Consider the following 20789-nt stretch of genomic DNA (forward strand, 5'->3'; position numbering starts at 1 on the left):
CTGCGCCTTGGCGTGCAGGATCAGACGGGTCGAGTCCGCCTTCGGGTCGCAGCCGACGATCAGGATCTTGTGACCCAACTCGGCCAGGGCTGCGAGCGTATTCTGCGACGTCGTCGACTTGCCGATACCACCCTTGCCGTAAAACGCGATTTGTCTCAGTGAAGACATGTTGCTCTCCGTCAACCGGTTAATGATCTGCGGACTGCGCTCTCTCTGATCCTATCGCCTAGCGCGCCGCATTGGCAGCTCGGTGAAAAGGCGATAGCCCAGCCCTTGCGTAACGACTTTTGCAACCTGCGTGCCAGCGCCGGCTAGAGGCGAAAAATGGTGTCAGTAGAGATAGATAATAGTGGTGGAGATGGGCATTGTTGTAAGTCTGACATCGGCAAGTTTGACTGAGCGGTCACACACGCCTGTCAGAAACAAAGCAATGCTCGCTTTGTCCGACTAACGAAATCGGTAGTTTTCCTTTTCGGCACGTCAAGATACGGAGCTTGCTCGATGTGTATCACATCAATACACCGAGGGTATCATGCACTTCGCGACCGAGGTTGATGCGAGCCGAGACCGTCCGACCGTCTTCCTGATCGAGCGCGAACAGGTGGTACGTTCCGCGCTCGACTACATTCTGCGCGAACGCTATCAGACACATGCTTTTTCCTCTGTGAAAGAGGCCATGACCTGTCCCATAACAGCTCCCGACGCGATGTTGCTGGGTATTGCTATCCTGCGGGAGCGAGGCGACGCGGTCCTGGCAGAACTTGGCAACGTCTTTGCGCATGCTAAGATCCTGCTCATCGCGGAACGGAATTCCGATCCTGTGGTACGGGCCGGGCTTGAACGGGGCGCACACGGCGTCATCCGCAAGCCAATCTCCTACGATTCCGTCTGCAGTGCCGTCAGCATAGCTCTCGGTGCATCGGTCGCTCCTGATAAGCCATCCCGTCTCATTCGCATCGCGTTCGATAGGAGCTTCTAGCCCAACCTTCGATCGGCCAAAATTGTTTCGACCTGCGCCCCTCTCGGGATGCTCGGGGATGGCTTGCAAGATCGGCCGGAACAATCGCGCACGCCTTTTTCAGCTCCGGCTGGCAGTCCTGGATACGGACAGCGAGCTGAAATTCGCCCTTAGGATAATCGACGCGCCCCTGGGTGGGCTCAATCATCACCAGCCAGCGACAACGGGCGTCAAGCCGCCAGCCAGCGCGCATGCGCCGACAATCCTTCGACTGAGCCCGTCGGCGGCGACATCTTCTTGGACATCTTCAGGCGGGGACGCATGTGTCCTCGATTGGACAGACGACCGCACATTGCGGCGTATCGCAATGTCCCTCGCACTCTGTGCACTTTTTCGGATCGATCACATAAATGTCGCGCTTTAGGCTGATCGCGCCGTTCGGACACTCGAACTCACATGCACCGCAAACCGAGCATTGCGAGGCGACGATCTTGTAAGCCATGGATTGCGACTCCTAGGAGATAAATGATGCCGTTGGATATCCCCTTTCAAGCCGCGTGCCACATTCCAGACACTTGAAATCCCGATATCACATGTGGCTGCGACGGTCGTCGTGAGCCATACAGCACGTCACACCCGTGGTGACCCCACCGGAAATGTCTGACCTCAAGAGCGAAGGTCTTGAGCCCGCACCCGATCTGCGCGATGCCACGACGAATTGGCGTGGCCTCTCGAACCCGCGCGGGTCTTCGGGTACGCCCGACCTGGCGTGGACCCGCGCAAGCGCGACGACCTTGGCCCCCATTTCGGACTCCGCACCACTGTGGGTTATGTAGACAGTCATACCCACGCTGTCGACTTACCGACAACGGCTTCGTCGCCTTCGTCCAGTTTCTAGCGGATATCTCCAATTAATCTCACGCGACTTATCGACGTCATCCGCGCCGCAATATCACACGTGCTGTCCGCCATTGATCGGCACTTCCGCACCAGTGACGTAGCTCGCCGCGCTCGAGCAGAGGAAGAAAATAACCTTGGCAACCTCGTCCGGCGTGCCGACACGGTGCAGCGGTATAATCGGCGCCAACTTTGCCTCGGTTTCCGGCGACAGGATATCGGTCTTGATCTCGCCCGGCGCAATCGCATTGACCCGAATTCCAAATGGAGCGTAGTCATGCGCCATCTCGCGCGTGAGGCAGGCGAGCGCTGCCTTGGAGGTCGCATAGGCAGTACCGGCGAACGGATGCACGCGACTGCCGACAATTGACGTGACATTGACGATCGATCCGGATGCCACTTTCAATTCTTCGAACAGGCCTTGAGCAAGTAGAATAGGCGCGACCAGGTTGACGTGAAACACGCTCATCCAGGTTTCGATGGATGTTGTTAGGGAGTTCAATCGACTGCCGTCGGGCGCCTTTGGGGAGATGCCGGCATTATTGACCAGCGCGTGGATCGGTTCTCCGTTGAGCCTCTGCTTGATTTCGGTGATCGCGCCGGGCAATGCCCGATGATCGCTCAATTCCACCTGGACGTGGTTATTGATGCCCGACTCCCAGGGACATCGACTGCGATCAAAAGGCTGCCTAGAACAGGAGATGACTCGCCATCCGGCTTCCGAGAACAATCTACCCGTCGCATGACCAATGCCGCGCGAGGCGCCGGTTAGTACAAGCGTCTTCCCCTCGCCACCTCGTGCACGCGACCTATCGTCGTGAAACGGACAGAGCGCGAGATCCGGCACAGGGGTTCGATTAACAACACCGTCTCCATCTAATCCATGAAGGGGCAAGCGAGCTCCTCGAGACTTGGTGAGATACGCAACGTCGTCACCGATGCAAGAAAGTTTGCAACAATTAGGCCAGTGCAGGTAGATGCACGATAAGATTCTCCGGATGTCGGCTTTTGCGACATCATCACCAGATTGAAGCAAGAGCTTATCGTCCTTCAATCCACATCCTGTGCTGAAAACGGCGCGCTTGGCAGCGGACCTCACGAGCTGTGTTCTCTCTGGAGGTCCTTACATAGTCGCTGTGCTGCTTGAGAGGCGCGTCAAGGCGCACCAACCGTCCTATAACAACGATACTTTGCGAAGGGGCCTTCACGCATCGCAGCTCGCGAAGCCAACCGAGGCGCCCGGCGCACTTTCGCCATCCGTAAAATGCGCCGGGTCCCGCCTCTGCACCATCAGTACATCCGTGATGATGCTGCTCTGACTGACGCGAGTAGCGTGGCGAAACTGAGGCCATTGGGAGCGGCGCTACAGCGCCACAACATAATTTACGCAAGCGGCTCGAACGAGCTTGAATCGCACGTAGCGTGAATTTGTATGATCTCTGATTCCGCGTTTGCACGCCAATACGAACCGGCTAGTTATACCGACGCGAGAGAGCGGCCAGGAGGGCCGCCATCCTCTCCCACGCCTTAGATACACAGCCCCCGGTAAACCAGAACTCCATTCGATTGTCGCGCATGCGCGTTCTGATGGACTATCATACGCAAGCGAAGTCACTGGACGATTCCAGCGTTGCAAGCAAAACTCCCGTGGCCTCTTTAGCGGCGATAAATCCCCTGCAACTCAGCGCAGTCTCCTAAGATCACCCGAAGCTCGCTTGGAAGCCGCCAATTCAGTTCGACATGGCGCTTTCTTCGTACGACGCAGAATCGCCCAGTGCGCATCTGACGTAGATCGCAGCTTGATAGAATTATTCCGACGGCCATCGCTTGAGCTGGATTTTCATCGGATATCCGTAGGAGCGTGATTAGGGCCCCGATCCAGAAGGCTGTGAACACCATGACAACATCGTCTTCGACCAAGACCGAGACGGCTATCCTCAGTTCACTTCATTGTCGTCGTCCGACAGCCCGCTTTAGTCTTCGCCGATTTCCTCGGCGGACCGGTGATGGCGGGCGAGGCAATTGACCGCGTCGATGTACACGATCGAGCAGTCCCCAGATCATTCATGAATTTCCACGAGAGCAACGGGGCGATGGATTCCTTCTTCCTTAAGCCCATAGGCTCTCTGGGGTGAGGATCTCGAACGGCACGATCCGCTGCTCGATTGACGCTGTGTCTCGACACTCGACCAAGCGCAACATCACATCAATCAGCTCCTGGGGCATCTTGTCCAGGGGATGGCATATGGATGCGGTAATAAGTCCTTCGTTCATTCCTTTGCGTGTTTCAGGTCCTACATCCCTGCAGACGATGCGGATTTTCCGCCGTCGTTCGACAGGCAGCTCGCGCAGCGCGCGTAAGACGCCCGAAATACCTCCGTCATTGACGAAGATGCCTCTGAGATCCGGATTTTTGGCAATCAGTTTGCGGACGACTCCATGGTCGTTCCCGTGCTCTTCCTGAATCAGTAGTGTGTCGCTTACGTCAAAGTCCGGGGCATGCTCGCGCATGTAGGAGCGGAAACTTGCGGCTGAAATCTCCTCGCACTGATAGCGGTTTCCGCCGATCAGGGGAACTACCTTGCCTAACTCGCGGACCGTCTGCTTGATGAACCAAGCTGCTGTCCGACCGGCCATCCAGTTGTCAGTCCCCACAAAGCCTGCCCGGCTCGCGGCAGAGAGGTCAGTAACGTAGGCGACGACCGGAACGCCTATGGCCCGCAATTCGTCGATCGCCTGACTGACCAGCGGATGGTCGGCGGTGATGATAGCGACGGCGTCGCTTTGTTTCCCAAGGCTCAGGAGATTGGTAGCGACGGCTTCCGGGGCCAGGTCGTCCTCGAAGAGCACGTTCGCCTTGATAACGGTATCGGTGCGCCGAGATGCGGCGGCGACGATTCCCGCGGCCCACACCTGGTAGAGCGGCCGGTGCGACTGTTGCATGAGAAAGCCAAGCCTCCGGTGAGGCTTCATGCGCTTGCGCAGCGTGCCCAAGCCGTAAAAGCCAATTTTCTCTGCTGTTTCCGCGATACGCTCGGCGGTTTCGGAGCGCACCGTGGCGCCACCATGCAGGAGCCGATTTACCGTCGACACACTCACGCCGGCTCCCTGCGCCAAGTCGGCGATCGTTGGCCGTTTCATCGCTATCTCCTGGATGCGTCATCAGTGGCCGTCGTCAGCGGGTGACCCATTCCGCGCAAGCGTCTCTCCTCGGAGGCGTCTTCGCGATGTGCGAAGTGATGTAGAGACTGCCTCCGCATTTGCGTACCGAGCAACACGCGTCGAGCAGGCCTGGTTGATAGTCCTTGCGAGCAACGGCGGCGCGACGGTCACGAACTTGGCAAGTGGACTTGCGCTACGATCGCTTACAAAGGTGGAAGCGAGGGTGACTGACATGGTTCGGCGTGCCCGAGTACGAGCGCTCATCAACGCGTAAGCGCGGGACTTACTGCTCCCACGAGCCTGCTGCGGATTCGATGTACACATCCGATCTACGACGAGCGAGCTGTCGAACGCCCCTTCCGTTACCCATCCTTCGGCTTATCAGCCGTTGGTATCCGGTCGCCGGATTCCGGTGAATTCACATTTGTGGTCACATCAAGCACGCAAGGTAGGTAGCGGTCACGACGCCGAAAACGTAATTCTAGGGCGGCATAGGCGCATCCGAAGCTGGCAAAGAAGATGGAAAACAAAATGAAGAGGAGTGGAGCGCTTTCCTCTCTCCACATGCACTGTGAGAACGCCATATATTGCGGCCACCTTTGGTCAGGTCGGGAGGACCTACGATATAGTCTACAATCTGACGTTACGTGCGATTCAAGCACCGTCGGCCGCTGCGTGAGAATTCTGCAAGAGCTGAGCTTTGGCTCACTGGGGCCGCCTAAGGAAGCGCTGCCAGAAATGCACTGTCGATATCTAGTCATCTGGAATACAAGTTCGTCGCATAAAAGATCGCTGGGGGCTCTGAAGGAGAGCGCTTGTGGCGAATGCAGGTGTGAGAGGACGGCCGACTGCGCCGTTGGTGCTGAGTCAGCAGGAGCGGACGTACTTGGAGAGGCAAGTTCGTCGTCATCGTGTTACCCGCTCGCTATCTGAGCGGTGTCGCGCGATACTGCGGTGTGCGGATGGCCTGCCAAGCAAGTCCGTGGCTACCGAACTCGGGCTCCATGAGCACACCGTTGGCAAATGGCGCCGCCGATTTTTGAGGGATCGCTGCGATGGCCTGCTCGACGAGGCCCGCCCTGGCCGCCCTCGCACCATCAACGACGATCAGGTTGCCGCGGTGATCGAACGAACGTTGCGGACGACGCCAGCCGACGCGACGCACTGGTCGATCCGCTCGATGGCTGCGGAAACCGGTTTTTCCCACGCCACGATCCGCCGAATGTGGGCGGCGTTCGGGTTGCAGCCGCACCGTAGCCAACATTCAAGCTGTCGAGCGATCCGCTTTTCGTCGAGAAGGTGCGCGATATCGTCGGCCTTTACCTGTCCACGCCGAACCGAGCCCTTGTCCTCAGCATCGATGAGAAAAGCCAGATTCAGGCGCTTGATCGCGAGCAGCCGGTCTTGCCGATGATGCCTGGCGTGCCGGAGCGTCGCACGCACAGCTATGTGCGGCATGGCACGACCTCGCTGTTTGCGGCGCTCGACGTCGCCTCGGGGTTCGTCATCGGCAAATACTACAAACGCCACCGGGCGGTTGAGTTCTTGAAGTTTCTAAAAGAGATCGATGCTCAAGTTCCTGAAGGGCTCGATGTCCATATCGTCATGGGTAACTACGCCACCCACAAGACACCCAAGATCAAGGCGTGGCTCGCCCGACGGCCGCATTATCAAGTCCACTTCACGCCGACTTCCGCGTCATGGATCAATCAGGTCGAGCGCTGGTTCGCTGAACTCACCAGAAAGCAGATCCAGCGAGGTGTTCACACGTCCGTCAGGCAGCTCGAGGCCGACATCCGCACCTTCATTGACCTGCACAACAGAAACCCAAAGCCCTTCAAATGGACCAAGTCCGCAGACCAGATCTTGGCTTCCGTCAAACGCTTCTGCCACAAAGCCCAGCAGACTTTATGTGGCGAACTTTAGATTCACGTGACTAGACTAGCTAGTATGTTCATGAACAGGCAACATGGTAAGTTCATCCTGTCCTACAGCCACGATCTTATCGACCGAAAATCCGTTGAATCGCGTCATTTTCGTGTAGGCGCCCACATTCTGGAATTCAATCCAATCGCCTTCGCTCAAATCGCGTGGCAGTGAATACGAGAATCCAAGCCTGTCCATGCCGTCGCAAGTTGGGCCAAAGATGATGAAGTCCTGCCACTCCTCAGTCTGGATTGGCTGTCCCCCACGCCAAGCGCGGGCGGGGAGCAGAAAATATTGTCGGGCAGGTGAGAGCCCGCTGTAGATGCCCGCGCCGCAGTAGAGCGCCCCGCCTTTTCTTAAGATCACGCGGCAAAACAAAGAAATGCTATCATGAACCAGTGCTCGTCCGGGCTCGCACAAGAGTTCAACACGCTTTAGTGCATCCGTTCCGCGCACAAGTTTCGTGATGTCGGAGAGCATGCTCAAGGGAGAGTGATAGGGGACGTTCAGATAATGGCCGGGAAAGCCGCCACCAATATCGAGCGCTGTGGGAGCCGGAGAAACAGCTTCTATAATGTCGACGGCCGCCCGAATGCCATGCAGATAGGGATCGACAACGATCGTTTGGGAACCTGGGTGAAAGGACAAGCCCGTGGTCCAGCGCGATTGCGCGTTGACGAGACCCAGCAGACGGCCTGCTTCGGCCGGCGAGACACCAAACTTGTCGTTTAAGTCTAACATGGCGCACGTCCCGCTACACTTGAACCGGACGTAGATTCGTATTTCCGGATCATGCGACGGCAGGACCTCGAGGAGCTTCCGCAGCTCGGCTTCGCAATCGATGACATAGTCGCGAACCCCCAGATCCCGGAACGTCCGTTCGATATCGCGACGAGATTTCACGGGATTCATGAACCATGAACGGGCGCGGGGAATAGTCGAATTAACAAGGTGGGCTTCGGCCAGCGACGCCACGTCGAATCCGGCCACTCCGGCGCGAGAGATCGCGTGCAGAATTTTGGGCAACGGATTCGCCTTCACCGCATACAGCACGCGTCCTGAGAAATGCTGCGTGAATTCGCGCGTGACGGATGCAAGACGCCCCTCATTGAGCGTATAGAAGGCATCAACTTCCGCCGTTTCCAGTGACCTTACCAAGCTCATATTGCACCATTCCTCTCGCGCCAGACGGGGAGTAGCCAGCGCCTTTGTTGCCTGCTGCGAGAGCAATGACCATGCCAGCGCTCCTCGCGCATTGAACCGCCCGATTACGCTTTGAAGCAGTTCGCCATGCGCCACGGCGCGCGCTTACAACTTTTGTACACGGCCTTGAAAAGCCAGACAAAGATTGAGGGGCGGGCGGAAATGGATTTCTTTAGGATTTACGGTAAGGCCACCCGGGCCAGAAAAGATATTCCCCCGCAGACTTCAATGGGGTGGCTCGAGCTCAGCGTTCGCGGCGCTGATGCTTTTCCGAACTACATCACTTTCTGTGCCGCGTCACGCGGAGCGCGACCAGTTGGGAACCGGACCTTCCGGATGGGGAATGTTCGTCTATCGCTTCGAAACCGATAGTTCCGCGACTCTGCCGAGCCGCACGCTTGGCCATACGCGCGTTCTTTCCGCCTTGCCGGGATTGGGCCGTCCCTAGTACCCGGAATCATAGCTGAGTGATACGTCTGCTCTTGAAGGGACGTTGGCGGACCTTTTTCTTGGTCCAGACGAAGTGCTCAGCTTTGTCATTGTACGCTTTGATATAGGCATCGATGTGCTGCTCGAGCTGCTTGAGGCTTGTGAAAGAAGCGCCGCTCAACGACTGCCCTTGTAAGATCGAAAACCACACCTCGACCTGATTGAGCCAGGACGCGCTCGTAGGCGTGAAATGAAATGTCACCTTGGGATGCGCCTTGAGCCATTCCTCGTTCTTCTTGTGGGTGCTGAGATTGTCGAGAATGACGTGAAGCTGTCGGTCCGGAAACGCTGCTGTCACGTGATCCATGAAGTCGAGAAATTCGACCCGACGACGTCGTTTCGAATGCGTCGCAAGGATCCTCCCGGTGGCGACTTCCAGCGCTGCAAATAGCGTAGTCGTGCCGTGCCGCTTGTAGTCGTGGCTTTGCCCGGTCAGGGCTCTTCCGTTCGGCAGTTTCAGATAGCCCTGCGCTCGTTCCAGGGCCTGGATCGAGGGCTTTTCGTCCACGCATAGGACGATAGCCTTTTTTGGTGGGGCCACATAGAGGCCGACTACGTCGGCCGCCTTGGCCGTGAACTGCGGGTCGTTGCTCTCGCACCAAGACTTGCGGGCGGCGAGATCGATCTTGTTATTGCGCAGGAACCGCCAGACATATTGTACGTCGACATCGCCAAGTTCTCCGGCCAGCAGGGGCCCTGTCCAGCGCGCATACCCGGCCGGAGGCGACTTATCGAGCAACTTCAAAATCCGTTTGTCGGTCGCCTTCGTATAGATCGGATGCTTGCCCGGCAGGGGCTTGCTTTGCAGGCCTTCAAGCCCATGATCGGCATAGCGATGCCGCCAAAGGCTGACAATCCGCGGCTGGACCCCAACCTCTTTGGCGATCGATCGGGTGCTGCGACCGGCCGCCGCCAAAAGAACGATCCGCGCCCGCTTCAAATCTCGCTGCAACGTCAGCGGTGAGCGGCAACGTTCCTCAAGCACCTTGCGATCTCTCTTCGAAAGGTGGACGTCTCTTGCTTCGGGTATCATCCCGATGTTGAATCATGACTCACTTCCTCGGGAAAGTGGGTACTAGCGCCGCGCGCCACGCGGGCCGCCATGGCCTGGGCAAAGCCTGACCGGCCGAGCCTATCCCTGGGCACTTCCAGGCAAGGACGCTGCTTCCGTCGGTAGCCGGAAAACGCTGCCATTGCTGCTTCCGCTGCATCTCCGCAATGGCATGGCTGCGGTTCGACTGGATGTCGTGGCGCGGCGGAGCGATGTACGGGGCAACGAAACGGCGCGGCAATCAACGCCAGGCGCGAACCACGAAAGAGAAATCGAATGCTCGACTCGCCTTACGGCATGCACCTGGCGATTTTTCTGGCTTGCGATATCGACAAGCCGACCGAAGACCGGCCGGGGCGCATCATCGAACGTCTGATGGATCGCGCCGACAAGGCGTTGCGTTCCGGCAAGGTCACGCAGGTCCAATACGACACTTGGATAAAGGCCCTGAACACCTAGGCCAAGAGCGGTGAAGCTCGCGCGATAACCGAAGCCGCAGCCTCCTGGCTGCCCACACGCCCGGCACCCGAAACGGTCTCTGGGCTCGGGGCAGTACGGCGCGACCATTCCGGTCGCCGCAAAACAGGAGAAGTTGAAATGGCTACCAAGGAGAAAACCGCGAAAGAAGACTCCCGCTAAGAAGGCGGTCGCCAAGAAGCCCAGCGCCAACTCCAGACCGCTGAAGGCAAGCTCTACCTCTATGTCGCGATCCACCGCACCAGCAAGTTCGCCTTCGTGCAACTGGTCAGAAAGACGGGAAGGAGCTCGGCCTCGGCCTTCCTCGAAGCTGGCTGTTCCATACAAGATCCCCACGGTTCTGACCGACAACGGAATCCAGTTCACTTTCCCGCCACGCTACGCGGATGGCCCGACGGCAAGATACGTGACACGGATGTTCGGTCTGCGCTGCCAAGAGAATGGCACCGAACATAGGCTGGCCAAGATCAAGCATCCCTGCACCAACGGCGAGGTCGAGCGCATGAACCGCACGATCAAGGAAGCGACAGTCCAATGCTACCATTACGATCGACACGATCAGCTCGAAGCTCACCTTGCCGACTTCATCAACGCCTACAACTACGCTCGGCGGCTGAAGACCCTGAAGTGACTCACGCCTTATGAATACATCTGCAAACGACTTCCCAGCCAGAACGAGTCAAACTCAATCCCCTCCAGCAAATGCCGAGACTAAACACCTAGATTGCTAGCCAGCAGCCTCGATTTGATTAATTGATCTGTCTCCAACGCCGCCTCCTGGCCTTTGCTATTGTTTTTGATGCTGCAGGCGAGCAGGAGTTTCACGATGGACGACACATCCAAGCCGCAGATTCGGGCGTTACTCGATCACCACCGTACGATGCGAATTGCGACACTGCGTCCGGATGGCTTGCCGCAAGTGACTACGGTGGGCTACGCCAACGACGACTTGGCGATCTATTTCCTGTGCGGGAAAGACGGCCAAAAAGGCATCCAATCTGGCCCATGACAACCGCGTTTCCCTCGTGATTGACGACGACACGCCGCAAGTGATGGAAATTACAGGTCTGTCAATGGCCGCGAGGGCCGAAGTCGTGAACGATCCGGTCGAGGGCGAGAAAGCGCTGCGCCTGCTGTTTCAAAGGTATCCTGAACAGAACTTTGGTCCGCTACCGACGCCCACAGATGTTCGCATCTTCCGGCTAGCACCCATGTGATTTCACTGCTCGACTATTCCAAGGGATTTTGCCATACGGAACTTTTCACGTGCTGACGCCAGTTCGTGGCGCTTGATGCCCCGTGCTTTGGGGCGAGGAACCAAAGCCCAAAAACCCGGTCCCGAAATACGCTGAAGGGTCCCGCGTACCCGAGCAGACGCGCCCTATCAGTTATCAGTTGAGCCCCGGTGATAGTTTAAATCAACGACGACACCGCGCAGACCTTGAGGACGCGCACAGAGGGCTCCTGTTGAAACCACGCCCGCCGGAGACTGCACGCGTCACAGCGCGCACCGCACGGAAGCATGACATGCTGCACAAGGCCCGCCCTGCACATTCAGCGCGCGAGCAGGCCACCGTCGGGCGTTGGCCGCGCCGACTGTCGGTATTGAGACCAATGTCGGCAACTTGACGCTACACATCGCTACGAAGTGCCTGCAGAGCCTGCCGAATTCACTTCGGCACGCGGTTTGCTTTGTTCACGACATCATCACCAACCGCAGTGCGATGATCTTCGGGACGGACTCGGCGCGCGCCGCCGTTAGCGTCTGGCCCGCCCCGACGCTTTGCTGCGGCGATAACTTAAGGCGCTCGGTCGTGGACCGAGAAAATGCAGGGAAGTGTTGGATGCGATCTAGAGTTCTTCTTTTGTTAGCCGGTGCAATTGCGCTCGTTGCAAGCGGTGCAGCGAATGCAGCAGACCTTGCGCCAGAAGTGAAACTGCCCATTGCTGTGTGGAGTTGGTCGGGAGGCTATATTGGCGGGCACGTCGGCGGCGGCTACGGCCGAACCTCCTTCAGCAATTCGTACGGTCCGTCAATCTATGGTGACGTCGTCGATACCCCAGCGTTCTTGGCAGGCGGCCAGATCGGTTATAACTGGCAGAATAACGGCTGGGTGTTTGGCGTCGAACTCGATGCCAGCGGTGCCGTCTCCGACGGTACAAATACCTGCCTCGCCGCCTCCGGCTTTATCGTGAGCGCAAACTGCCAGGCAGGTCCCAACGTCTTTGCAACCGGGACCGGTCGCATCGGTTATGCGTTTGGCGCGCTGGGCCACACGCTGGCCTACCTCAAGGGAGGCGTGGCTTGGCAAAACAATCGCGGCGACGTCGTCAACAATTTTGAAGACGGGGGGCCACAGGAGAAAACCCATTTCGACTATGGTCGGGTCGGTGGCACCATCGGGCTAGGCGTTGAGCAAGCGCTTACGCCTGCATGGTCGGTCAAAGTCGAGTATGACTATCTGCATTTCGGTGGGCCAAGTGTCGCGACTCCTCCGACGGTGCAAAATCCGCCATTCGCAATTCTTCCAGCGAACACAATGTCCCTGTCCAGCAACTATCACATCGGAAAAATCGGACTGAACTACCATTTTGGCTCCGACCCGTGGACGCAGTGGTCCGATGCACCGCTGTACGCGAAAGCACCTGCCGGCACGCCGCCGATTGCTTACGCCGCCGGTTGGTCGTTCGAAGGCGGATCGCGGCTCTGGCTCAGCCGGGGACGATTCCAATTTAACAACAGCGCAGTGCCCTATGGTAGGCTTGAAGACCCCAACATTCTTGTATCAAGGCTCACCTACCACGGCCTCGACGGGCTTTCCGGGGAAGCATTTGGCCGTGTTGATAGCCCGTGGGGAGTGTTCCTGAAGAGTAACGTTGGCACTGGACGCTTCAACAAAGGAAACATAAACAATGAAGATTGGGGCATTTCGGAGGGGGCGAAGCCGCTTTCCTACATCAACAATATGTCCGGCCAGGCAAACGGGAGGTTCACCTATTACACGGCCGACGCTGGTTACGATTTCCTGCGCGGCGCCAACTACAAGGTCGGCGGATTTATCGGCTGGACCTACTATGAACAGAGTTCCGACTCGAGAGGGTGTCTACAGATCGCCAATCCGTTGACTACATGCTTGCCTCCCGGCGACGATAGGGTCATTGGCAGCCAGAATACTCAGTGGAATGCACCTCGGCTCGGCCTCAGCGCCGAAACCATGCTCACCGAGCGTTGGCGTTTGAGCACGGACGTCGCTTACCTGCCCTGGACCGATTTCAACGGGCGTGACCATCATCTGTTGCGCCCAGCAACTACCATCGTTGAACAACGCGGAAATGGTGGCGGCGGCGTCCAGATTGAAGGCGTGTTGTCCTACTTCATCACCAAACACTTCAGCGTTGGCGTCGGCGGGCGCTATTGGGCAATGTGGACCAAAACGGACAGCCCATGGACATGCACAGGCTGTAGTGGCCCGGGAATCATTAGTCCAACTCAGTTTTCGAAGTTCAGCATGGAGCGCTGGGGTACGTTCTTTCAGGCGTCCTATCGGTTCGATTGAAAAGATCAGCCAAGCTCCAGGCCAGTTCGACGCCATCCTGAAGCTTGGTAGTGACACCGACCTCGGCGCCCGTTTGGCGCCGATTAAATCGGCATGTAAGGACTCATCCGAGCCACAAGCTGATTCCACCCATACGACGCAAACTAGCTGAAACCACGGCCTTGATCCGAGAACGCATGGCCTTGGCATGGACCTGTGCTGCATCACAGCGCAGGCTCGTGAGTTGTTGCTCGTCGACCTCGCTGCAAAGAGACGGTTTCGTCCTATTTGTACGGCATAGCTACCCAGTAGCCACACCTGCGCTCTAGATTCCTTTCTTGCTAGTCGGCCGTTAACAAGCCGGATTGAGCTGGGCCTGGCAAGCGAGCGTTCGCCATGGCAATCCCAGGAACAGGCGCAACAATTCCCTGAACCAGGCGAGGATGCGGCGCAAGTTGTGGCCGACGGCTGAGAGAATGACGTTGGCGGCGTCGCCGGCGCGGCCTTTGAGGTAGCAGCGGCCGAGATGACCTTCTGCTTTCATGTGTCCGATGATGGGATCGATGGCGGAACGGCGGCGCAGCTCGCGCTTGATGATGCCGAAGACGCCGCGCTTCTGGCCAGAGATGAAGACGCGACGGGGATTTTGCGCGTCGTGACCGCGGTACCCCTTGTCGACATAGGCCCGCTCGATCGGACAGCCAGTGAGTGTCTCGGTGCGGTCGATGACGTTGCGCAAGGTGTGACCGTCGTAAGGGTTGTCGGGCAGCGACCTGGCGTTCAGCACGAACAGCCCACCGGGAGCTCGGCGGTTGTTGGTGACGATGGAAGCCTTCACGCCGAATTCGTAAGGCGCAGCAGCCTTGCCTTTGCCGATGCACTCCACCTCCGGGGCATGGAAGAAATAGAGCTTCCAGCCGCGCTGGCGCTGCTGCTGCGAGCGGATCTGCGTGGCCCGGCCAAGCGACAGGGCGAACGCCTTCTCCAGTGCTGGCTGGCCCTCGATTTTGCGACGGATGTCGCGAATGATCCGACCCAGCCGGCTGCGCAGGATACGCAACTGCCGCTGATGCCGCCCGATTTGTTTGGCATGAGCGTAACGACCCGCCATCATCGCGGCTGCCTCGGCCACGCGACAATAGGATTGCCGCAGCCTGACGCCGTGCTGTCTCGCCAGACGGTTCAGCCCCCTGATGGCTGCATGCAAGAGTTTGGCATCGGTCGGAAAGGTGATGGCCTTCGGTTGTACCGTGGTGTCGACCGTGACCCGCTTGAGGTCCTGGCTGCGCAACGCGCCGGCCTCGTGCGCCACCCGCAGGCTCTCGGCCAGCAGCAGCTCCAGCTTTGTTTGGCGTGCTCAAGCTTCAAATCCCTGCAATCTCCAACGCCACAAAATCCCAAAAACAGACTCTAGCTCAATCGCTTAGAGGCTCGTTCACGGGCAACTGACAGGCTGGGAGCGATTGGCGCATTCACGGCCGTGCCGTAAGTCAGTCTTACTCGAACTGTCCCAGCCGTGACTTCCACTTCGTGAGCATTATTGCATTTCCTAGCGTCGGGAACGCCCCAAGTGACCAGAACAAGTTCGAGCAAACAGGCGGACTTTCTTGTCATCGTCCGTCATACTCGGCCCAAGCATCAGATGTTTCATAGACCCGGACGCACGACATCTGCTGGAATTTGCGATGCAATCTTTCCCAAATCCAAACGGCAATGTTTTCTGCCGTAGGATTCTCCAATCCCTCAACTTCATTCAGGCATCGATGATCGAGTGCATTCATGATTTCGACGAAGGATGCCTCCAGGTCAAAAAAGTCCACGACGAACCCGGTAACGGGATTTACTGGTCCATCGAGCTGCAGCTCGACCCGATAGGAATGCCCGTGCAGGCGGCTGCACTTGTGTGTGGCCGGCACGTTGGGCAGACGATGAGCCGCCTCAAAATTGAACGCTTGTGATATTTTCATCGGTCGCGCAGTTGCTTTCAGGCTTGGGGCTCAGCCGCGGCCGAGCGGCAGCATAACAAAGACCTTGAGCAAGTTCCGCGGTCAGCTTCGACTTCAATCGACCTTGGCTGCCTTGGCATAGGTTTCCCGCGAAACCATAGGAATCGCGCCTCCACGGGTCGGATCCGCGAAGGTGCCACCCGCCGAAGCATAGTCCCTACCAGTGCGACGCTCGAGTACGATGCCCATCGCCTCGATGTTCGGAATATCCGTCTCCCGCAACTCTGGCATCATGGGCTTGCGGGCCAGCGCCGCCTCTACGTAAGGTGCGAGTTCCTCTTCTTTACGTCGGACGCGCTCGTCTTCTCGTTCTTTCAGTGCGGGCATGACCTCCTTGGCAAACAGCTCGAGCGCCTCGCAGATATGTTCGTGCTTGTTCATTCCGCATTGCTGGATGAAGATCATCTGGTCGATACCGACATCTGCATACCCCATGAGGTGGTCACGAACGCTCTGAGGCCGACCGATGGCTCCCGAACCTGGTGTCTCCTTCACGTCGTCCTTGATGGCTTGGAAGCGCCGCCACAGATTCGTACGTCCAGGACGATGGACGCCATATATCGCGTAATGTGCGATCGAATATCCGAAAAACTTGAAGCCGTCGATTCCGCGGCGCATTGCTTCTTCGGCACTGTCATGAACCATCATGCCGTTGAGCGTTGCAATATTGGCGTTCACCGAATGACCAATGGGCACGCATTCGTCAGACTTAATGATCTCATAGTATTCGTCGCGCCAGATTTTCGCTTGAGATGCTTCGACAAAGCCAAAGACCAGCGCCCCTACCCCATGACGCGCGGCGCGTAGAATGCTGTCGCGCCTCGAACACGCCATCCAGAGCGGTGGATGCGGTTTCTGAACCGGCTTTGGCACGATGTTGCGGGGCGGCATTTTGAAGAATCGCCCCTCGTATCCCGGATATGGCCGCATGGCCATCATATTGGCGGTTTGTTCGACCCCTTCCCGCCACATGGCAGTCTTCTGCTCGGGCTCTATCCCAAACCCCTGCATCTCAATGAGAGACGCTGATTCTCCAGTCCCCCACTCGACACGTCCTCCCGAGATCAGATCAAGCGTCGCGAGGCGCTCGGCCACCCGCGCCGGGTGGTTGTAGCGCGGCGAGGCAAGACAAATGCCGTGGCCAATACGGATATTCTTTGTGCGTTGTGAAACCGCACCCAGAAACACTTCGGGTGCGGACGAGTGAGAGTATTCCTCCAGGAAGTGATGCTCGACCTGCCACATATAATCAAATCCGAGCTGATCGGCGAGCTCGATCTGCTCCAGCGCGTTGCCGAACAATTTTTGCTCGCCACCACTGTCCCAGGGTTGCGGCAATTGGTGCTCATAGAACACTCCAAACTTCATCTGCTCTCCTCTGTTTCGCGGACACGGTTCGCATCATCGCACCATCGATCCCCGACCAAGGGCGCGCCCTGCAATCCGCACTTTCGCTTCGTCTCGAGCGCCTGGAAGGGCCCTCACTTACTCGCGGTTCGACCGACCTGCTAGAATGCTCGCGGTCCCAACCAACGAATACGCAACCGCTCAGAGGCCACGTCTTCACGAGGCGGGCTATACTGGGGCTACTCCAGAAATCCGAAGTTGGGTAAAGAACGGCGCCCAAGAACGGAGCCGATAGAGATTCTGCTCTACCAGAGCGTCCGCGACATTGATTCGGACCAACTGGCAGGTTTCATCTGAACTCCTCGCGCGACTACAACATGATCATTGTCGTGATGACACTGTTGCTGTCTGCCGAGCAATCGGCATGCCACAAGTTGGCCTATAGGCCACGATTGAAGGAGGGGAAAAGCAAGGGATTGCAACCCGCCGGTGGAAGAGTTCGACCCTATTGTCGTGTTTCAGACATGGGCATTTTTACGCAAGCCACAGCCAAACACGACAAGTCCAAGCACCGCATTCCGACAATTTTGAGCGTTCACCCTTGGGCCGACGCAGAAACGGCACGATCATCATTCACCACTGACATTGCACACACCGCCATCTAGATGTGGGACGGCAGGAAACGCGCCTCAAAAAAAACACGTGGGATGCAGCGGCTCAAAAGCTTTAAGCCAGCATCGCGTCAGGTGAGTTTTAAGCACGACACCGCGTAGGGCTAGCGCGACAAAGAGTGGGACCATAATGAGACTTTTTCTGATTTCCTCTTCCGTTCTGGCCATGTGCTTCCAGCTCTCGGAAGCATATGCTGAACAAGTTTTGGTCTCGCAATCCGGACACATGGCCTATCGTTCAGTTCAGGAAGCCGTGGACGCGCTGCCCGCGCGAGGCGGTGACATTTTGATCGCGCCGGGGATCTATCGCGAGAAGGTCAAGGTTGGCAAATCCGGCGTTCACATCAGAGGCACTGGCAAGAAGCCAGGGGACACGGTGATTGTTTACGGCGACGGCGCGATCAAGGTGGGCGGAACCGTTCATTCCGCCACTGTGGACGCATCCGGCGATGACTTCCGGCTCGACAATCTGACGATTCAAAACGACTATTCCTTGAATCCGGCCAATCCTGCTTCGCAGGCGGTGGCACTGTCTATCACAGGAGATAAGGACGTTATCACCCGAGTCTGGCTACTCGGCGCACAGGATACGCTATTTGCCAACAAGGGGCCGAACGGCCGAACAACCCGGCAATACTTTTCGGACTGTTACATCGAGGGACATGTCGACTATATATTTGGCAATGCCAAAGCCTATTTCCATCGTTGTCAACTGCACGGCATCGCCAATCAGGCTGTGGTCTATACCGCGCAAAGCAAGGACTCGCCGGACGAAGACAGCGCCTACGTGTTCGACCATTGCATCCTCACCGCTGATCCCGCCGCACGTGGCATCGCCCTCGGACGTCCTTGGCGTTCTTACGCTACGGTGATCTTCTTATCCACGGAGATGAACGCACCGGTTATCGCAGAAGGCTGGAGCGAGTGGGATCGCGGCAAAACCGATAGACTGAAGACAGCCTACTATGCCGAATACCGATCTACCGGTATCGGTGCCAATCCCAAAGGACGGGAATCTTACTCCCATCAGCTCTCAGCCAGCGAAGCCAAGCAATGGTCGCTCAAAGCGTTCTTTGGTGATGATAGGACCTGGCTGCCGAACTTATCGTCGAGATAGGAACTATGGGACGCTTTTGCACACAGTCTACCGCCGCGCCGTTCTGCTGACTTATCAATGTCCAATTCTTGATCTGCCGCGCACACCTGTGCTGCAGACCCATCGTCGTTTACGAGCCGCTTTACCACTTCGTCAGCTTCTCGGGCAGCCAATCATGTCCCGCTAGGTGGATGGCACCTACATAAGCCGGCCACATTTAGTGTGCCTGCTATTCTGCTTCGGTCAAGCGCGGATTCTTCAACGCAGCAATGAGTACTATCGAGGCGCAAGGCTGTTCCTGTTCCTGGTTTTGCTTGGTGGTTGGCTGAATGCCTTTGCGCAGCCTTCCCATGCAGTAGACGATGGCGGACTCGCCGCACCGCGCAATGGCGGCCACACCCCGGAAACCGCTGCATCTACATTTTCAACCTGCCAGACCGCGCTATTGGCAAATCGCACATCGTCCAGCGCAATCTCAAGAGCATGGCCTCGGTCGAGCCCGTGCATCACAAGCGCACCGTCACCGCCGCGCACGTGGCGCAACGCGATCTGGCGGTAGACCGGAATTTCGTTGCCGTGCGCCTGGATATCATAACGTGTATCGAAATAGATAGGCCATCGATTGCCGCGCAGGCACACATTCTCATAGGTCACCCTCTCCACCAGGCCGCCTCGGCTGACATCGCTCTTAATGCGCAAGCCAGACGTCGTGCCATCCAGAGTGAGGCCGTGCACCAGTATGTCGCTGACACCTGAGCTCACTTCACTCCCGATCGACATGCCGTGTCCCCAGCCGAAGTAATTGTCGACAATGGAAATATGGCGGGCGGGACCGTTGTTGCCGGCTTTGATAGCCACGTTGTCGTCCCCAGTGCGGATCTGACAGTGAATGATGGTCACGTCCTGGCTGGCGCCAGGATCGATCCCGTCTGTGTTACGGGCGTCGGCCGGTGTATCGATTGTGACGCCCCAAAAAGTGGCACCATCGACCCGGTTCATCGCCACGTGGAAATTAGCAGAATTGCGCAGCGTGATACCGTGAAAGGTTATGTCCTGAGCATGGTCGATCTGGATCAGGCGCGGGACGTTCTGGTTGCCGCCCTCAGCTTGCGCGCGCCGGGCAAGTTGCCACCAAGTCTCGCTTGTGCCGGCCATGAGCGCGCCGCCCTGCCCGTCGATGATGCCATCGCCATAGATGCCGCCCCCACGTGTTTTGGAGAAGCTGATGAACGGCCGGCAGCCGTCGCCTTTCCCTTCGATGCGACCGCAATTTCCAAAACCTTTGTCATACGCCTTCGGTTGAGCAATAGCGACAAGCGCGGCATCGCGCTCGATCCACAGGATCACTCCAGATTTCATCTCGAGGGGGCCCGACAGGAAGGTCCCGCCTGCCAAATAAACCGCCGAGCCAGACGGACAGCGAGCAATGGCGTCTTGGAGCGTGGCCGTATCGTTTTCACTCGACGGCACTAGGCGAGCACAGACATGATTAGGTGCAACAGGCTCGGCGACAATGCGGCGATCTTTGGCCTGTGCGGCGGGACCCATGGTGGCAAGCATGAGCAGCATGGCCCAATAGTGCAAACGGACTAACATGAACGATCTCTCAATTTGCTGCGCAACCTAGGCCAACTGATCTGCTTCAAAGCCGAACGCCACGCCGGCTCTAGCTGTCAGTCATGAACGGTTTAGGCATGTTCCAGCCGTGTCCGAAGACCAGACGCGATCGATCGGTGCCGTCGTGCTTATTCGACAGTTACCGACTTGGCGAGGTTGCGCGGCTGGTCGACGTCGGTGCCCATCACCACCGCCGTGTGATAGGCCAAAAGCTGCACGGGAACGACATATACCAGCGGCGTGAAGGCAGCCGCCATGTCGGGCATGACGATGGTAACGAGCGAATCGACCGTCGCCTCCGCCGCGCCCTTGGCGTCCGTCATCAGGATGATGTTGCCGCCGCGGGCGGCGAC

At 57.7% G+C, this 20789-nt stretch carries 15 protein-coding genes and 4 pseudogenes; 8 read left to right on the plus strand and 11 right to left on the minus strand.

The features are described 5' to 3' along the window. Positions 1-168, minus strand: a 168-nt coding sequence (locus tag SO140_RS43215) for an AAA family ATPase (RefSeq protein ID WP_498544063.1), incomplete at its 3' end; no start/stop codon positions are given. Positions 169-532: 364 nt separating this feature from the next. Between SO140_RS43215 and SO140_RS43220 the strand changes: the two genes are divergently transcribed. Then, positions 533-979 carry a response regulator gene (locus SO140_RS43220; RefSeq protein ID WP_498544058.1) on the plus strand — a complete coding sequence of 149 codons (447 nt, stop codon included), beginning with the start codon at positions 533-535 and terminating at the stop codon, positions 977-979. A gap of 286 nt (positions 980-1265) precedes the next feature. On the opposite strand, the gene SO140_RS43225 is transcribed toward SO140_RS43220, so the two are convergent. From SO140_RS43225 to SO140_RS43235, 3 genes are all read right to left on the minus strand, one after another. Continuing rightward, on the minus strand, positions 1266-1460 hold the full coding sequence (locus tag SO140_RS43225; protein ID WP_449384006.1) for a 4Fe-4S binding protein: 195 nt from the start codon (positions 1458-1460) through the stop codon (positions 1266-1268). 450 nt (positions 1461-1910) lie between these two features. Then, positions 1911-2702, minus strand: coding sequence for an SDR family NAD(P)-dependent oxidoreductase (locus SO140_RS43230; protein ID WP_449384018.1), 792 nt, complete (start codon positions 2700-2702; stop codon positions 1911-1913). A 1262-nt stretch (positions 2703-3964) separates the two neighbouring features. Continuing rightward, positions 3965-4996, minus strand: coding sequence for a LacI family DNA-binding transcriptional regulator (locus tag SO140_RS43235; protein WP_449384007.1), 1032 nt, complete (start codon positions 4994-4996; stop codon positions 3965-3967). A gap of 838 nt (positions 4997-5834) precedes the next feature. On the opposite strand from SO140_RS43235, the pseudogene SO140_RS43240 reads away from it, so the two are divergent. Then, positions 5835-6943: pseudogene (locus SO140_RS43240) on the plus strand (IS630 family transposase). Positions 6944-6958: 15 nt separating this feature from the next. On the opposite strand, the gene SO140_RS43245 reads toward SO140_RS43240, so the two are convergent. Continuing rightward, positions 6959-8242, minus strand: coding sequence for a type III PLP-dependent enzyme domain-containing protein (locus SO140_RS43245; RefSeq protein WP_498540521.1), 1284 nt, complete (start codon positions 8240-8242; stop codon positions 6959-6961). Positions 8243-8603: 361 nt separating this feature from the next. Next, positions 8604-9668, minus strand: a complete 1065-nt coding sequence (locus SO140_RS43250; RefSeq protein ID WP_498544059.1) for an IS630 family transposase — start codon at positions 9666-9668, stop codon at positions 8604-8606. A gap of 294 nt (positions 9669-9962) precedes the next feature. Here SO140_RS43250 and SO140_RS43255 point away from each other — a divergent pair, with 294 nt between their 5' ends. The 5 genes and pseudogenes from SO140_RS43255 (at position 9963) to SO140_RS43275 (ending at position 13720) form a co-directional block, all read left to right on the plus strand. Then, positions 9963-10145, plus strand: a complete 183-nt coding sequence (locus tag SO140_RS43255; protein WP_498540522.1) for a hypothetical protein — start codon at positions 9963-9965, stop codon at positions 10143-10145. Between the two features lie 207 nt (positions 10146-10352). Further along, positions 10353-10886, plus strand: a pseudogene (locus tag SO140_RS43260) (integrase core domain-containing protein); the annotation flags it as partial. 103 nt (positions 10887-10989) lie between these two features. Then, entirely contained in the window at positions 10990-11172 is a 183-nt protein-coding gene (locus tag SO140_RS43265) for a pyridoxamine 5'-phosphate oxidase family protein (protein WP_449384010.1), read from the plus strand. A 16-nt stretch (positions 11173-11188) separates the two neighbouring features. Continuing rightward, positions 11189-11380: a hypothetical protein gene (locus SO140_RS43270; RefSeq protein ID WP_449384011.1), complete on the plus strand. Its 192-nt coding sequence runs from the start codon at positions 11189-11191 to the stop codon at positions 11378-11380. Between the two features lie 366 nt (positions 11381-11746). Further along, positions 11747-13720: an outer membrane beta-barrel protein gene (locus SO140_RS43275; protein ID WP_498544060.1), complete on the plus strand. Its 1974-nt coding sequence runs from the start codon at positions 11747-11749 to the stop codon at positions 13718-13720. A gap of 331 nt (positions 13721-14051) precedes the next feature. On the opposite strand, the pseudogene SO140_RS43280 reads toward SO140_RS43275, so the two are convergent. The 3 genes and pseudogenes from SO140_RS43280 to SO140_RS43290 all read right to left on the minus strand — a co-directional run. After that, positions 14052-15044, minus strand: a pseudogene (locus SO140_RS43280) (IS5 family transposase); the annotation flags it as partial. 265 nt (positions 15045-15309) lie between these two features. Further along, on the minus strand, positions 15310-15666 hold the full coding sequence (gene queD, locus SO140_RS43285; protein WP_458194752.1) for a 6-carboxytetrahydropterin synthase QueD: 357 nt from the start codon (positions 15664-15666) through the stop codon (positions 15310-15312). A gap of 93 nt (positions 15667-15759) precedes the next feature. Then, complete coding sequence (locus tag SO140_RS43290; RefSeq protein WP_498540526.1) at positions 15760-17073, minus strand: LLM class flavin-dependent oxidoreductase; 1314 nt, start codon at positions 17071-17073, stop codon at positions 15760-15762. Positions 17074-17853: 780 nt separating this feature from the next. On the opposite strand from SO140_RS43290, the gene SO140_RS43295 reads away from it, so the two are divergent. After that, positions 17854-18840 (plus strand): pectinesterase family protein, encoded by a 987-nt coding sequence (locus SO140_RS43295; protein ID WP_498544061.1) that lies wholly within the window; start codon positions 17854-17856, stop codon positions 18838-18840. Between the two features lie 255 nt (positions 18841-19095). On the opposite strand, the gene SO140_RS43300 is transcribed toward SO140_RS43295, so the two are convergent. Both SO140_RS43300 and SO140_RS43305 read right to left on the minus strand, forming a co-directional pair. Continuing rightward, entirely contained in the window at positions 19096-20415 is a 1320-nt protein-coding gene (locus SO140_RS43300) for a glycoside hydrolase family 28 protein (protein WP_498544062.1), read from the minus strand. A gap of 149 nt (positions 20416-20564) precedes the next feature. Continuing rightward, a pseudogene (locus tag SO140_RS43305) lies at positions 20565-20789 on the minus strand (glutamine--fructose-6-phosphate transaminase (isomerizing)); the annotation flags it as partial.

It is taken from the genome of Bradyrhizobium sp. UFLA05-108 (assembly GCF_059803455.1).